This is a genomic window from Streptomyces sp. Ru72, from assembly GCF_002920635.1.
Lineage (GTDB): Bacteria > Actinomycetota > Actinomycetes > Streptomycetales > Streptomycetaceae > Streptomyces.
The window spans coordinates 20,118-35,063 of sequence record NZ_PQSR01000082.1; the positions used below are offsets into that span (position 1 = coordinate 20,118).

Below are 14,946 nucleotides of genomic sequence, written 5' to 3' on the forward strand. Positions count from 1 at the left end.
GGACTGTCAGGGCCGACATCCGCGTGGTCTGGCCGCGGAGTTGGAGGAGGGACCGGCCGCGCACGGCTGGGTGGAGGAGCAGCGGAGGACGCCGGCGCGGATCCTGCGGCAACGGTGATGACGGGGTGGCTGGTGTGGTTGTCCAGGAGGCGGGCGGGGCTGCCGACCGAGACGGAGCGGCCCCTCACTGTCGCGCTCACCCCGGCGCCCGGGGTGGAGACCAAGTCCGTCACCAGCGGGATGTCCAGGCTGCGAGCGCGGGCGGCGTCTACGATCGCGCGGACCGGCGGTGCTCGCTGGGGTGGTCGGCCGCGGCCGCGAGCCGCAGCAACTCGGACGGCCAAACGGCGTGCAACGGTCGCTTTGCCCGAGCCGGGGATTCTCTTCGGCATCGTGTGCTCCGTATCAGGTCCCTCTCACGAGTTCCCGGTGCGCTGGTCGGCGTACTCGGCCAATGGGGTGTTCCGCCCGCCTGGGCCGGTGCCGACCGTGCCGTTCCGGGTAGGGCCGCGCGTATGACTGGAATGGAGCTCAGGAGCGTGGCGTTCGACGACCATGCGGCAATCCCCCGGCGCCACAGCGGAGAGGGCGATGACGTCTCGCCACCGCTGACCTGGTCGGCGGTGCCGGACGGTACGTCGGAGTTGGTCCTGCTCTGCGAGGACCCCGACGCCCCGGGCGGGACGTTCCTGCACTGGCTGGTCACCGGTATCGATCCGGGGAGTACCGGTGCGGCGCAGGGAGAGCCGCCCCCTGGCGGCCAGGAGTGGCCCAACGGTTTCGGCCGGACCGGCTGGAGCGGTCCGATGCCCCCACCGGGGCACGGGGCGCACCGCTACTTCTTCCGCCTGTGGGCCGTATCGGAGCCGCTTCCCCTGCACGGCCGGCCGACAGCCGACGCAGTGCATCGTGCTGTGGAGGGCCGGGAGTTGGCGAGCGGCACGCTCGTGGGCACGTTCCAACGCTGACCACCGTTGTGGGCGCAGGATGTTCGCCGGGCGCCATCCGGGTCCCGGGTGTCGCCTGGTTCACCACCAGGCGCGCCCGGCCAGCAGGGTGTCCATGGTCAGCTCGACGCGCTCGCCATTGGAGTCGTAGCCGAACATGCGGGTGGGGGCGTTGAGCGCCTCCGTGTGGCTGGGATAGGTGAAGTAGAGGAGTTCGCCGCAGTGTTCGGCGGCGTCGTCCAGCAGCGACTCCTGGCAGGTGCCGAGCACCGTGATGCCGTGTTCCCGCGTGCTTCTGGCGAGGGCTCCGAGAACCTCCTGGCGATGGTGCGTGCCGAGGGAATCGCCCAGTTCGTCGAGGATGAGCACGCGGCCGCGTGGATGGGGCGAGGCGAGGAGTGCGGCCAGGACGAGATGGATGGAGAACAGCTTCTCCTGCGCCGAGTTGGTGATGTTGTCGTAGGGCAGCAGCGGACCGTGGGGACTGCGCCGCCAGTACGGTGTCACTTCGCAGCGCCACACGTCCTCCAGGGAGGGCGGCGGGGCGAGCACGCGGTGGAGTTCGGCACCGTACAGACCGGCGTCGCGGTTCAGCGTGGCGAGCGCGTCTTCGATGTCGTCCAAGGCCTGTTCGAGCCGCAGGGCGATGCTGCCTTGAATGGCGTGAAGGCTTTCGCGAAGGTCGGCGACCTTCTGCTCGCCGAAGGCGATCCGGTCGGCGCGCGCGGCACGCTCGGCGGCGATGCGTCGGGCGGCCGAGGCGTCGGAGTCGGCGAAGCGGTCGAGCCAGTCCTGCAGAGCGCGGGCGGGCGCTTCGAACGCGGTGGCATCGGCGACCGGACGGCCGGCACTGTCGTCACCCAGATTGCTGCGGCGTCGGACGGCGTCCTGAAGTGCGGTGGTCGGCGCGCCTGCACCGGTTTCGGCGTCGATACCGACCGCCTCGAAAGCGTGGTCGAGATGACGGCCGGCCCGCTGGCGCAAAGTGCTCTCGGTACGGCGCTCGGGTTGCGGGGTTTGCCCGCCCACGACAGAGGGTGAGGTCGTGGGCCGGCGCAGGGCGCGGAGGGCGGCTTCGCGGCTGCCGCCGTGCTCCTGCCAGTAGGTGATGTCGAGAGCGGCCATATGCTTCTCCAGGGCCGCGTGTTGTTCGGCGGCCTGCCGTTCGACCGACCGGGCCCTGTCGATCACGCTCTGGGCCTGGGCGTACTGCAGAGCGCGGGTCGCGTGGGTGACGACCGCTTGCCGCAGGGCGCTCTCGGCAGCATCCCTTGCCTGCTTACGCCCCGCGGTCCTGCGCTGGAGAGCGGCGAGTTCGCCTTCGAGCGCCGGGCGCTGCGACCGCAGGTGAGCGGCGAGAGCGATGGCCTCCAGGCGGCGGACCAGGTCGTCGCTCTGCGCTTCGGCTTCCCTGGCCTGGTCACACAGCCGGTGCGCTGCGAGGAGGCCCTGCTCGGCCCCTGTCACTTCGGTGCGAAGGCGTTCGACGAGGGCGGTCCGGCCGATGAACGGTTCGGCGAACCCGCCCAGCACACACAGGCCGAGGGCGTTATCGACCGCGGTGTCCGGGCTGTGTTCCAGGCGCGTCCGCGTGGCCAGGGCATCCAGGAAGCCCCGCACGGGGTCGCCGCCATGTCCATCCGTATCGTCGGGTACGGCTATCAGGACGGCGCCCGGCTGGCCGACCAGGGCTCTGCGGGCGGCGGGGACGTCGGATGACCTGATGCACACGGCGTCGCCGTACAGCGCCAGGCGCGGCTCCCATGCGCAGCGCTCCGCGCTGGGTAGACCGAGCCCGTCGAGCAGGCCCATCGCGCTGATTCCCGCCTTGCTCAATGTGCTGATCGTCCGTCCGGCGGCGCCGTAGCGTCCTTCTTCGGCCCGGGAGAGGTCGTCGCGGGCGTCCTGAAGCCGCGCGCCGGCGGCGGCCAGGCGGACCTCAGAGGCGACCGTGCGCTGATGGGCCCGGCCGGCCTCGTGGCGGGCTTCGTGGAGATCCCCCCGGGCCCCGGCCGCGGCGTCCTCGGCTTCTTGGAGAGCCTGGTTGTGCGAGCCGAGCCGGTGACGTGCACCGCACTCGTCGTCGTGGGCCTGATCCAGCAGCCGCTCGGCGGTCTGCCTGGCGAGTTCTGCTGCGTCGCGCTGGTGCTCCAGGCGCGTAGGGTCCTCGAGCGCCTGCTGAGCGGCTTCGGCTGACGCTCGCTCGTCCCGCGCTCGCGCGAGCGTCTCGGCGTGATCGTCAAGCGCCGCTTGCAGCTGTTCGGCACGCTCAAGAGCGTCGAGCAGCCCGCGGGCGTAGTGGAGGGCCCACACGTCCTGAGCGCGGGCGAGTTCCTCGCGTGCGCTGCTGCGCTGTGTAACGGCGCGCAGGGCTCGTTCCTCGACGGCATGGCTTTCGGCGTCCTCGGTCCGGCTGGTCTGCAGCTCGTGCTCCGCTTCGCTCAGGTCATGGCGCAGGAAGGCGTCGGTATCGAGCAGGGAGGCGCGGCCGGTGAGCCCGATCAGTGCGGTGCCAATGCCGGCGGGGGTGAACAGGCCGGTGTCGAGCTTGAGCAGCGACGGTCCGCCGCGCCGTTTGCCCCGGGAGGTCAGGAAGGCGAGGCAGCGGGGGACGGGTCCGTACAGGGCGGTCGCGTACCGGGTGGCTCCCAGTGAGGACGCCGAGGACAGTCCGCGGTAGATCTCGGCGGCCTGACGGTGGCGTTCGTCGTCGTCCTGGGCGGTCGCCAGGTGAACGCCGGGGGCGTGCCGGACCTCGACATAGGTCGGAGTGGCAGACAGCTTCATCCATACGGTGTGGGCGGTGCCGACGACGTCGTCCGGGGCGGCGAAGAGCCCGGCGATGTAGCCGCTGGTCGCCGGTGCGTAACCCTGGGCGGCCACCCCGGCGGTCTGCGGCTCGAAGAGCAGATCCGCGACGGCGGCCGGACCGCTGCTGTGCATCCGCCATTCCGGATCGCCCAGGAGCAGGGCGACGGACGCCAGCCAGCTGGTCTTCCCGGACTCGTTCGCATCCCTGGGCCCTTTTCCGGTGACGGCGACGAAGCAGCCGGGTATGAGCCCGACCGCAGTGGAGGGATGCCGGGCGATGTCGAAGGTCTGGACGCACAGCAGCTGCCGGTCGCCGATGATTCCCAGGCTCGTCGGAGCATCGTCCGGGGGCTGCGCTTGGTGCGGTGGGATGAGGGTGATCATGGTGATGTCTCGCGCGAGGGGCCGGGCCGGCGGCCGGGATGGGGCTGCTCCTCGCGGCGCCGGCGGATGGCCCGGGCGTACATGGAGTCGGGACGGGTGACCAGTACCAGGTCCTCCCACAGCCGGGCGGACTGTGCGTCGGTGAGGCGCAGCAGCGCCGGGCCGGGCAGCAGGGTGCGGTGGTAACCCTCCCGCAGCAGGCGGCGTGCCTTGAGGCGGCGTACCGCCGGACGGAGCTGCTCATAGGTGAAGTGCGGGTTGGCGTACAGCTCCTCGATGCTGGTACCCGGCACGTCCGTGAGCCAGGAAGCCGAGCCGTGCACACCGCGGGCTCTGGGAGCCGCCACTGTACGCAGCAGCACCAAAACCAGCACCGCCCGGTCCATAGGGGGCAGGACCCCGATGCCCTCGGCGGCCAGGCGTTCGGCCACGCTGTCGTCATAGCCGCTGGTGAAGCCTTTCGTCCCGTGGTACTCGCGGATCAGCAACACGCGACCCAGCGCGGCCAGGCGGCGGGCGACGACCGCCCGCAGCGCATCGCTCTGCAGCGCGGGAAACGCCTCGCGGGGCACGAGCCCGTCGGTGGTTTCCACCGCGGCGACGGCGGCCTGGACCTGTGCTTCGTCGTGGTCTGAGAGCGGCGCCTCATTCATCCTCGTCCTCCCACATCGGCGGCGCGTCCTCGGCATCCCGCGTCGGCAGGGCGTCCTCGTCCTCCCGCATCGACGCGGCGTCCTCGTCCTCCCGCATCGACGCGGCGTCCTCGTCCTCCCGCATCGACGCGGCCTCCCCGTCCTCCCGCATCGACGCGGCCTCCTCGGCCTCCCACATCGGCGGGGCAACGTCGGGGCCCGGCAGCAGGTCGTGGAAGCGCCGCATCGTCTCGGTGAAGGTGTCGGGCAGCGCGGCCACCGCCGGCCCCAGCCGCAGCCGCAGCCGACGAGCTTCGCGGACGATCAGCAACAGCCATTGCAGTTCGCCGTCGAGTGCGGCCTTGGCGAAGTTCACATCCAGTCCGATGTCACCGGCCATGTCCAGGATCTCGGCTCGCTCGAAAGAACGGCCCGGGTACAGGGGCATCCTCGGGTCCGGCCATGCCTGGGCCAGACAAAGGGCAAAGGTGATCGTCTGGGTCGGGGTGAGCCGGGTGACGGGGTAGGTGCCCAGTTCCTCGGGAACCGGAGTCTCCGACCAGCCCAGCACGAGTGCACGGCCGGGCGGGCTCGGAGGGCCGACGGCACCGGCCGGCGCGGGCCGCGGGCAGTCGCACTCCACCAGACTGCGCCCTGCGGCATGAGCCACTTTGTCGGCCCGCGCCACAAGGCTCGCCGGAAGACGGTCAGGGGGGAGTGCCCCGCTTGCCCGGGCGGCGGCGAGGACCAGCGCCGCGTCAGGGTTCTTCATCACCTTGCTCGCTTGCCACCAGGGCCGGCGACCGATGGACCGCCGGTGTGTGTGTACGGTGCACCGTCACCGGGTGCAGGTGGGTCACCCACGCCTCGCGGTCGATGATCAGCTCGGTGCCCATCTCCAACCGGTACGGGGCGTGGGGATCGGCATCCAGCAGGATCAGGTCGGTAAGGAGCCGGACGGCCCTCGGCCACCGCGAGCGACGCAACTCCTCCGTCATCTCGGCCCGGTCCTGCTCCAGGAGCATGCGGTCGGCGGCCCGCTCGCGCCGTGCCCGTTCCCGTGCCGCGCGCTCGGCCACCGCGCCGAACGGATCCCGGTCGGTAGACCCCTTGGGCACCGGGGGCCGGTAGCGCACCCGGTGACGAGGCACGAACGCCTCCAAGGCGTCCACGACAGCCCCGGCGTCGAGCCACACCTGCGGCGCATCCGCCACCAGCGCGAGGCCGGCCTCCGCGAGCTGCTCCGGCGGGGCGTTCCGGGCGGCCTCCAGGTACTCCTCGGCCGACAGGACATCGAAGTCCAGCGTCGTCCCGGCGCGGTCCAGCACACGCAGCAGAGCCTGTGCGGCCCAGTGCGAGTACCGCTGCTCGGCCTCGACCATGACGAAAGCCCTGTGGGCGAGGTCGACGTCCTTCGGGAAGTGGCGGTTCACATCGTGATTCAGGCGCAGCACCCGCTGGTCCAAGTCCTGATGGTGGTACTGCCACTGGTCCTCCATCAGCTCCTTCAGCGTGCCGTCGAGAACCAGCGCTTCCAGCTGCACGGCGAACGTCTGGAACACCCACTGGCAGAACACGATGTTGTCGGCGACCGCCTCACGGTCGGGGTGGTCGCGGTCGAGAAGTTCCTGCGTACGGTCCAGCAGGGCGATCAGCTCGTCGATGCCGCCGCGGTTTTCCAGCCGGTCGCAGATCATGAGGAAGACCGTGCCGAGCGGATGGAAGGAATGCCGCAGCTGGTGCTTCTTGGACCGGTGGGGACGAATGAGCCGCTCGCTCTCGAAGACCTCCCACCGGGACTCGAATGCCTCCATCGCATAGGCGGGTGAGGCGTGCTGCTTGATCCACTCCCACACCTGAGTCTTCGTAGCCCCGCCCTGACCGCTGTGAGCAGCAAATCCTTCCGCGATGTCCCGGGTGATCTGCAGATGCTCACGGTCGGTGACCGTGCCCCCACTGTGCCGGGCAGCCGCCCCCAAAAACGTCCGCAGGTTGTCCGACTGCTGTGCGTCGCTCAGCCGCCGGTCTGTGTCAACACGGGTGTCGTCGTGCACGGGACTCACCTCGGTGCCCCTTCACACAGGGCCCTCCATGTCATCATCCCCACACGGCGTCCGGCTGCTCAAGCGCATGCACGCCCGCCGACAGGGCGAGCCACCGTCGGTTGCCGGGAGGGGTGAGCGCTGACGCATCTCCGTCCGGTGTCAGAACACTCCACCCGTGTGGCATGAATGCCTGGCGGTGCTGTGCCCGCCTGGCTATGGCCTCACCTGTCGGTGATCTCGGACAGCCATGCCGTGTCCTCCGGGCCGGGCGCTTCGAGGCCGGGTTCGGGCAGTCGGCGGACCTGGCCCGTGCGCAGGGCGACAGTGGCCCATGGCCGCATCGGCCCGTCACCTCTGCGTGAGAGCAGGACGAGTTCCCAGACCGTCACCGTCATGGCCTCGAGCCGGGTGGCGCAGTCGGCGCTGACTCGCTGCGGATCCCGGGTCCGGCCCAGGGAAAGATGTGGGGTGAAGTCCTTGGCGGGCCCGCGACAGTGCGGGAACCGCTGCTGCAGTGCGCTGTGCAGGTCCGCCCACGGTGCCTTGCCGCCCGCCGCGGGGTCGAGCCACACGGTGGAGTACGCCCTGTGCCGGAAGGTGCGCACCCCGTCCAGCCGGGCGGTGAAGACCGGCGTCTCGGCCATCGCCGCGGCGAGCAGGGGAGCGGCCCGCTCGAAGTCGGACTCCGGTACGAAGCCGAAGAGGACATTGACGTGCGGCGGCCAGCGGTGGATCTGCGGATCGTAATCCCGGCGGATGTCCTGGATCGGCGGCCACAGCTCCGCGGGCGGGATCCAGGCCACCGCCGTGCGGGTCGTCGGGGACACACCGAGGACACCGACGGGTTCGCCCCCGCCGAAGCTCGGGTCCGCTTGCGGGTGCCGCACCCGGCCGGCGCCCGACGCGTCGACGCGGTCCACACCCGTGGCCCGGTCCCAGACCACCTCGCCGTCCGCCTCGATGAACGCCACCCGGTGCCAGGGGATGTCGCCTCCGGGTACGAAGGAAGGCAGGGGGATGCGTTTGAGGGCACCCCCGCGCTGGCTGATCCCCAGCACGAACCGGCCAGGGTCGAACCGCGGGTCCCAGCGAACCCGGTGATAGATCTCGTCGCTGGTTCGCATCGCGCCTCCTCTCCCGCCGTCACACCCTCCTCCTCCAGGGTGCCGCTCGCCCTGTCCTCGACGGCTGTCCCTCAGCCACCGCGATCCATGGGATGCGGTGCGTGAGGGAGGTGACGTATGTCGAGGAGACGCGTCTCGGCAAGGGAGGGCCGCGCCGCCGATCTGCGCGTTCGACGGACCTCGCCGCAGCCGGCCGGCGCCGGAGCTCCCGCTCGGTCAGTGAACCGCTCAGTTCCCGAGCGAGAGGCTGTCGATCGGCGCCCGATGAGCCGACGGGCGGCGATCTCGTCTCCGGTGCACTCTGACAGCCGCCGGGTCTGTCTCGGCACTGACCGAAGCGGGCCTGCCGGTCGATGCGGACCTCGTGGTCGAGATCCTCCTCACCCGCTAGGACGCGCCCCAGCCGGGCCGGAGATCGCGACCACGCTCACCGTCCGGGAGAGCACGGCCCCGCCGAAGGGCTGACCGGACAGGAAGAAAGCCCCGGGTGCCAGGGGGCACCCGGGGCGGGGAAAGGTCAGGCGACGGTTCCGGTCACCGAGCTTCCGTTCTTCGTCACCTGGTACGTGACGGTGGCGCCGCTCCAGAAGTGGAAGACGAGCGTCGCCTGGGTGTTGTCACGCAGTGAGTTGACGAACTGGGAGGTGAGGAGAAGACCGTTGCCCGGGTAGTCGGGAGAGAAGGACTCGTTGAACTCCTGGTAGGCAGTCCAGTTGACCGGGCCGGCGTTGCTGCCGTCGGCGTACCTGGCCTCCATGGTGGCCAGCTGGTCACCGCGGTACTGGGTGGGGATGGTGAGACCGCTGGTGTCGCCGGTCGCGTTGGAGAGCACCGGCCTGTCGTACGTGGTCACGAAGATCTTCCAGGGCAGGCCCCGGGAGAAGCGGGCCTCGATCGTCGCGTTGATCCCGTAGGCGCGGTCGCCGGCGAGCCGGGTCAGCGCGGTGGCGGTGAGCGTGAGCTGGTTGCCGGAGACGGTGTAGTCCCGGTCCCGGACGAGCTTTGTGCTGCCCTGCCAAACACCCTCGAAGGTGGTGCCGTTCGGGTTGAGGGTGAGTGTCCTGGCGGTGATCGCACTCGACTTCGCCAGGAAGACACGGTCCGAGGAGGCGGTCCCCGAGCGGGTGGTCCAGCTCGACTTGATCTGGTCGATCAGCTCGGGCTCACGCCACTGCAGCGTGGAGCGGTTCAGGAAGTTGTACGCGTCCCACAGGGCCGTGGTCACCCCTGAGATGCGGGCCTCGTAGCCGAACATCTCGAAGTACTTCAGTGCCTCCCCACGTTCGACACGCGGCGCGGGTTGGACGTAGTCGGGGTACTTCAACAGGCCGTACTCGCCTATGTAGACGGGGATTCCCTTGGAGACGAGGGTGTCGCGGATCCGGGCGAAGTTGTCGGTCAGGTCCTGCTGCGCGGTGGCGTCAAATCGGGTGCCGCCGGCGATGTTCACGCTGAACGGGTACCAGCTGTAGTAGTGCACGGTGGCCACGAGGTTGGGGTCGTTCAGCGACTTCATCTCGCTCACCAGGGCGTCCAGGAAGTCCTGGCCGGAATTGGTGTGCAGGCTGGGCAGGACGAGCAGACGGGTCGCGTTGTTGCCGCCGGACTGGCGCACCACGGTGTGGAACGCGGTGTTCAGTTCGTCGTTGTACTGGATGCCCTGGGCGTCGGTGGTGTTGTTGAACTGCGGCTCGTTGTTGCTCTCGAAGAGGAGGCTCGCCGGGTAGTCCTTGAATGTGGCGGCGATCTGGGTCCAGGTGGCCTTGAAGCGGGCCAGGACGCCGTCGTGGTTGGTGGGCATGTCGGCGATCCACAGCCACGAGTCGTGATGCACGTTGATCACGACGTAGAGACCGTCGGCCAGCGCCCAGTCGACCACCTGCTTGACGCGGCTCATCCATGTCGCGTCGATCGTGTAGGGGGCGGTGGAGGACTGGTGGTCGGTCCACGTCACGGGGATCCGGACGCTGCGGAAGCCCTGGGACTTGATGGTGTCGAACAGGGCCTTGGTGACCGGTGGGTTGCCCCAGGACGTCTCGCCGGGGAAGGCGTCCAGGGTGTTGCCCAGGTTCCAGCTGGGCTGCATTGCGGCCACCGCGCTCATCGGACTGAGCTCGATGTTCTTCGTCGCCGCGGACGGGTCCTTGTGGGACGGTACGGCGGACGCGGTGGTGCTGGTCAGCCCGATCGCGGCGACCAGCGCCAGCAGCAGGCCGAGCACCCGGCCCAGGCCGCTTCTGCGCCGGCCGGTGGGGTGGTGCGTTCCCTTCATCTTCGACCTCTCTCTGTTGGCCGAGCGGGGTTCCGCCCGTGTGTGTGGGGGGGATGGAGCGGCAGGCAGTAGAGGGGGAGGGTGGGTCGTCTTCGGAAGGCGACGTGGTGCCTCGGCTCGCGGCGCCGCTTCAGAGGCCGAGCGGCTCGTAGTCGAACCAGTCGAAGTGGACTGTGCCGGCCGCGGCGTACAGGCCGATGACCCGGCCGGTGAATCCGCCGGCCACCTCCGTCGACAGATAGCGGCCGTCGAGCGAGCCCAGCACGGTGAACGTGCCGTCCGCCTCCTCGACGCCGAGCGTGACGGTGTCGGGCCCGGTGCGGGAGTCCCGCGGTGGGGTGCGGGCGATCCGGACGCCGAGGACCACGGGCCCGGCGGGCACGGGCCGGGACCCCACGACAGTGCGCAGCGGGCCGACACGGCCCAGCACCCGCACCTCGCCGTCGGAGGCCTCGATCTCGTAGTGGTGTTCCTCGTCCAGCCGGACGGCCAGGCCGCCGCGCCCCTGCGCCGGATCGACGCATGTGCGCACCCGGCATGCCAGGTGCTGCTGGCGGCGGCCGACGAACACGACGTCCGGCTCGTCCAGAGAGGCGCCGCGGGCGCGGAGCGTCAGCCATCCGGCCCGCTCCTTGGTGGTGCAGTGCTCCTCCGGACGGTCGCGCAGGGAGATCCACTGCGGCCGCAACTCGCTGAGGTCGAAGTCGTCCCGGCGGGCCTCGGCGGGGCCGGGGACGAGCGGCCAGGCCGGCGCGGGCAGTTCGGGGGTCACCTCGCCGACGACGGGCCAGCCGTCCACCCACTCCACGGGAGCCAGGAAGGTCTCGCGGCCCAGCACGTGCCAGCCGGGCGTGCCACCCCGCGGCCGGACGCCCAGCAGCACCATCCACCACGAACCGTCGGGCCCCTGGACCAGGTCCGCGTGACCGGTGTTCTGGATGGGGTAGTGCGTGCCGCGGTGGGTGAGGACCGGGTTGGCCGGGCACGGCTCGAACGGGCCGGTGGGCGTGCGCCCGCGGGCGATCGAGACGGCGTGGCCGCGCTCGGTGCCGCCCTCGGCGATGAGCAGGTACCAGTACTCGCCGATGTGGTACAGGTGCGGGGCCTCCGGAGCCTGGGCGCCGGGGGTGCCGGCCCAGACGTTGTGCGGCGGTCCGAACGTCTCCCCGGTGTACGGGTCGATACGGACCTGCGCGCCCCCGGCGACCGTGCACCAGCAGGTCCCGTCCTCGTCCCAGACGAGATCCGGGTCGATGCCCTTGACCTCGGGCAGTCGGACCGGGTCGGACCAGGGCCCGGCCGGGTCGGTGGCGGTGAACAGCATGTTGCCCTCGCCCTCGGCCACGTTGGTGACGATCAGCCAGAAGCGTCCGTCGTGGTGGCGCAGAGTGGGAGCGTAGATCCCGCCGGAGGACGGCATGGAGGCCGGCAGGCGCAGTTGGGCCGGCCGGTCAAGGGCGTTGCCGATCTGCGTCCAGTGCACCAGGTCGCGGCTGTGGAAGACGGGGATGCCGGGGAAGTACTCGAAGCTGGAGCAGACGAGGTAGTAGTCGTCTCCGACGCGGCAGACGCTGGGGTCGGGGTGGAAGCCGGGGATCACGGGGTTGGTGACGGTGGCGTCCGCCTGCTGGATTTCTGACATTGGGTCAAGTCCGTTTCGATCATTGGGTCGTTGTCATGTGGTGCCGGGGGACTCAGGGTGCGTCCGGCACCGTGTGGGTGAGGCGGAGCAGCACGGCGGACGGAGCTGTGGGCAGCGTCAGCGTGAGGTCGGCGGCGTCGGGGTTCCAGGCGGCGACGGCGGGGCTCTCGGTGGGGTAGAGGACGTCGACGCGAGCGGCGGAGCCGCGGAGGTGAGGCAGGGGGAGGCTCATGGTGGACTCGGCGCCGGGGCGGCGCCAGACGGTGAGGTAGGTGGTGTCCGGTGTGCGCAGGGCCAGGGCGAGCCACGGGTCGTCCCAGGCCGGCAGGCCGAGCGGCCACGCGGGGACGGCCTGAGGCAGGTCGGCACGGATGGCCTTGTACACGGTGACGGCCTCGTGGACCAGGGCGCGGGCCTCGGGCCGCAGGTCCGGAAGCAGGCCGGACAGGTGGATGCGGCCGAGGAGTGCGCTCGCCATGGTGAAGGCGACCTCGTCGAGGGAGTCCTTCGGCAGCGGGTAGGACCAGACGGCGCCCTGCTCGGGGGTGACGGCGGTGGGCGCGGAGGCGGCGATCGGTGCGTACAGCTGGAGGTTCTGCTGGTCGCTGGTGGACTGCAGTTGCAGCCGCGACAGCAGTGCGTAGTCCCAGCGCATGCCCCCGGAGGAGCAGTTCTCCACCACCAGGTGCGGGTAGCGGTCCAGGATGCCGTCGAGCCAGTCCAGGTGGGCGCGGTTGTGGCCGAGCAGGCCGGCGGCCGGGGTCTCGCCGAGGTGGGCGCTGGTGCCGGAGCCGGGGTCGATGTTGTGGTCGAGCTTGAGGTAGCCGACGCCCCACTCGCCGACCAGACGGTCCACGACCTGGTCCAGGTGGGCGCGGGCGGCCGGATGACGCAGGTCCAGGTGGTGGCGGCCGGTTTCCGTGACGCGGACGCCGTCGCGGCGGAAGAACGCCTCGTCCGGCAGGGACTTGGCCATGGGGCTGCGTACGCCGATCACCTCCGGCTCCAGCCACAGGCCGGGCACCATGCCGCGCTCCCGGATGCGGTCCAGCACCTCGTGGATCCCGCGCTCTCCGGGGAAACGGGAGGCGGCCGGCTCCCAGGCGCCGACGCTGTCCCACCAGCCGCCGTTCTCGTCGTCGTACCAGCCGGCGTCGATGACGAAGTACTCCGCGCCCGCCTCGGCCGCCGCGTCGATCAGCGGCAGCAGCTTCTCGGTGGTGGGGTCGCCCATCAGGCAGTTCATGTAGTCGTTGAAGATGACGGGGAGCCGCTGGTGGTCGGGGTGCGGACGGCGCAGGGCGCGGCGGTAACGGGTCAGCGCGGCGAACGCGTCGTCCGGGCCACCGTCGGCGCTGAAGGCGAGAGCGACGGGTACGGTGCGGAACTCGCCGCCGGGCTCCAGGGGGTGGCGCCAGCCTTGGTGGGTGTCGGTGGGGCCGAACAGGGCCAGGTAGGCGAGCCGGTCGCGTTCACCGCACTCCCAGTGCCAGCCGCCGCCGTTGTGCTCGATCTGCCACAGCCAGGTGCGACCCGAGTGACGGTCGGTGAGACCGCCCATCGGCAGACGGCCGCAGCTGGACCACACGCCCCGGCCGGTCTGCGTGAACTCGCCCTTTCCGTTGTCGTAGACGACGACGCGATCGCTCAGCACCGGCGAGGTCACCCGCATCGCCCGGCGCTGCCAGCGGCATTCGGCGACCCAGTCGTTCTCCGCCCAGAGCAGATCCGCGGCCCCGATGGCTTCCGGACCGTCCGCGAGGCAGCCCACGACCAGGGAGGAGACCGACTCCAGGTGCAGCGTGGCCTCCCCGTCGTTGCGCAGGACCACCTCGCTGCGCAGTACGGGCACCCCGTCCGGCGAGCGGTAGGTCACCTCCGCGACGAGCCCGGTCTCAGGGTCGCGGAGTTCGACGGTCAGCACGTGCCAGTCGCCGTCACGGGTCGCACGGTGCGCGCGGTGGCGCAGCCGTCCGCCGATGTACGAGTCGATGAGACGCCCGCCCGACCAGGCACGGCCGTGCCCGGCGGCCGTCACCTCCAGCAGGGGCAGTGGAGGCCAGTTACGCCGCTCGGGGGGTGTCCCGCCGGGGAGGCCGATGTGGGTGAGGCGGGCGGTGCCGTCCTCGCCGACGCCGATCTCGACCTCCAGGGCCGCGTGGCCCCATCGGAGGGTCTGCGGTGCGCTGGTCATGGTGGCCTTTCTGGTCGGGGAGAGATGCGCGGGGGCAGGCCCCAGCGGTAAGGGAGGGACTCGGGCGGGGAGTCAGGCGGTACGGAGCACCGCGCAGCCGCCGGGCGGCAGTTCGGAGAATGTGCTGCCCGTGAGCAGGTCGTGGGCGGGCTCGGGCAGGGGCACGGGTTCGGGACGGTGGTTGATCAGGACGCGCCAGCGACGGCCGTCCGGGGCGTGTCGGATGACGGCCTCGACCTGAGCGGGCAGGCCCGGCACCTCGGGACCCACCCCCGCCTCGCCGAGCAGCCGGGCCACCAGGGCGGCGTAGCCGGCGTCGTCCAGGCGGGTGGACAGGTACCAGCCCTGCCCGGTGCCGAAGCGGTGACGGGTCAGCGCCGGGCTGCCGGCGAGCATGCCCTCGGCGTAGGCGGCGAGCGTTTCCGCACCTTCCGCGCGAAGCGACTCGCTCCAGACGGTGCCGTGCGATCCGTCCGACAGGGCGATCCGCTCGTCCCGCCGCAGCGGCCGGTACTCCTCGACACGGATGCCCAGCGCCTCGCGGAGGGGGCCGGCGGGATAGCCGCCGAGGCGGGCGTGCATGCGGTCGTCGACGTATCCGCTCGCGTGCTGGACGAGGAGGGTACCGCCGTCGGCGACGTAACGGCGCAGGTTCTCGGCCGCCCTGTCGGACAGGAGGAACAGGGCCGGCGCGATGACGAGTGGGAAGCGGCTCAACTCCTGCCCAGGGTGCGCGAAGTCGACGGTGACGCCGGCATCCCACAGTGCCCGGTGCGCCCGGCCGAGTGCCGCGTGGTAGTCGAGGTCCGCCGAGGGCAGGCCGTCCACGCCGAGCGCCCACCAGGCGTCCGCGTCGTGCAGGACCGCCACCGAAGCGGTGACCGTCGATCCCGCC

At 71.0% G+C, this 14,946-nt stretch carries 10 protein-coding genes; 1 reads left to right on the forward strand and 9 read right to left on the reverse strand.

The window, feature by feature from the left end; all coding sequences use genetic code 11:
* Nucleotides 1–515: 515 nt before the first annotated feature.
* Nucleotides 516–968 (forward strand): YbhB/YbcL family Raf kinase inhibitor-like protein, encoded by a 453-nt coding sequence (locus C3488_RS29240; RefSeq protein ID WP_181139243.1) that lies wholly within the window; start codon nucleotides 516–518, stop codon nucleotides 966–968.
* A 60-nt stretch (nucleotides 969–1,028) separates the two neighbouring features.
* Here C3488_RS29240 and C3488_RS29245 read toward each other — a convergent pair whose 3' ends face one another.
* From C3488_RS29245 to C3488_RS29285, 9 genes are all read right to left on the reverse strand, one after another.
* Entirely contained in the window at nucleotides 1,029–4,142 is a 3,114-nt protein-coding gene (locus tag C3488_RS29245; RefSeq protein ID WP_103843899.1) for a hypothetical protein, read from the reverse strand.
* Complete coding sequence (locus C3488_RS29250; RefSeq protein WP_258053748.1) at nucleotides 4,139–4,795, reverse strand: hypothetical protein; 657 nt, start codon at nucleotides 4,793–4,795, stop codon at nucleotides 4,139–4,141. Before C3488_RS29250 ends, C3488_RS29245 begins: the two co-directional genes overlap by 4 nt.
* Nucleotides 4,788–5,546, reverse strand: coding sequence for a hypothetical protein (locus C3488_RS29255; RefSeq protein WP_146067947.1), 759 nt, complete (start codon nucleotides 5,544–5,546; stop codon nucleotides 4,788–4,790). Before C3488_RS29255 ends, C3488_RS29250 begins: the two co-directional genes overlap by 8 nt.
* Nucleotides 5,533–6,828, reverse strand: a complete 1,296-nt coding sequence (locus C3488_RS29260; RefSeq protein ID WP_146067948.1) for a hypothetical protein — start codon at nucleotides 6,826–6,828, stop codon at nucleotides 5,533–5,535. Before C3488_RS29260 ends, C3488_RS29255 begins: the two co-directional genes overlap by 14 nt.
* Nucleotides 6,829–7,040: 212 nt before the next feature.
* Nucleotides 7,041–7,943 (reverse strand): RNA repair domain-containing protein, encoded by a 903-nt coding sequence (locus tag C3488_RS29265; protein WP_103843903.1) that lies wholly within the window; start codon nucleotides 7,941–7,943, stop codon nucleotides 7,041–7,043.
* A 517-nt stretch (nucleotides 7,944–8,460) separates the two neighbouring features.
* Nucleotides 8,461–10,215: a cellulase family glycosylhydrolase gene (locus C3488_RS29270; protein WP_103843904.1), complete on the reverse strand. Its 1,755-nt coding sequence runs from the start codon at nucleotides 10,213–10,215 to the stop codon at nucleotides 8,461–8,463.
* Between the two features lie 130 nt (nucleotides 10,216–10,345).
* The gene (locus tag C3488_RS29275; RefSeq protein ID WP_103843905.1) at nucleotides 10,346–11,857 is read right to left on the reverse strand and encodes a glycoside hydrolase family 43 protein; all 1,512 of its coding nucleotides are present in this window, start codon (nucleotides 11,855–11,857) and stop codon (nucleotides 10,346–10,348) included.
* A gap of 52 nt (nucleotides 11,858–11,909) precedes the next feature.
* Complete coding sequence (locus C3488_RS29280; protein ID WP_103843906.1) at nucleotides 11,910–14,051, reverse strand: alpha-galactosidase; 2,142 nt, start codon at nucleotides 14,049–14,051, stop codon at nucleotides 11,910–11,912.
* A 72-nt stretch (nucleotides 14,052–14,123) separates the two neighbouring features.
* Nucleotides 14,124–14,946: beta-galactosidase trimerization domain-containing protein (locus C3488_RS29285; RefSeq protein WP_181139244.1), on the reverse strand; the 823-nt coding region annotated here is incomplete at its 5' end.

What these genes read in the sequence shown, in the direction of transcription:
- C3488_RS29265 (WP_103843903.1), bottom strand. Translation starts at nt 7,943, where the DNA reads ATGCGAACCAGCGACGAGATCTATCACCGGGTTCGCTGGGACCCGCGG.
- C3488_RS29255 (WP_146067947.1), bottom strand. Translation starts at nt 5,546, where the DNA reads ATGAAGAACCCTGACGCGGCGCTGGTCCTCGCCGCCGCCCGGGCAAGC.
- C3488_RS29245 (WP_103843899.1), bottom strand. Translation starts at nt 4,142, where the DNA reads ATGATCACCCTCATCCCACCGCACCAAGCGCAGCCCCCGGACGATGCT.
- C3488_RS29275 (WP_103843905.1), bottom strand. Translation starts at nt 11,857, where the DNA reads ATGTCAGAAATCCAGCAGGCGGACGCCACCGTCACCAACCCCGTGATC.
- C3488_RS29240 (WP_181139243.1), top strand. Translation starts at nt 516, where the DNA reads ATGACTGGAATGGAGCTCAGGAGCGTGGCGTTCGACGACCATGCGGCA.
- C3488_RS29250 (WP_258053748.1), bottom strand. Translation starts at nt 4,795, where the DNA reads ATGAATGAGGCGCCGCTCTCAGACCACGACGAAGCACAGGTCCAGGCC.
- C3488_RS29270 (WP_103843904.1), bottom strand. Translation starts at nt 10,215, where the DNA reads ATGAAGGGAACGCACCACCCCACCGGCCGGCGCAGAAGCGGCCTGGGC.
- C3488_RS29280 (WP_103843906.1), bottom strand. Translation starts at nt 14,051, where the DNA reads ATGACCAGCGCACCGCAGACCCTCCGATGGGGCCACGCGGCCCTGGAG.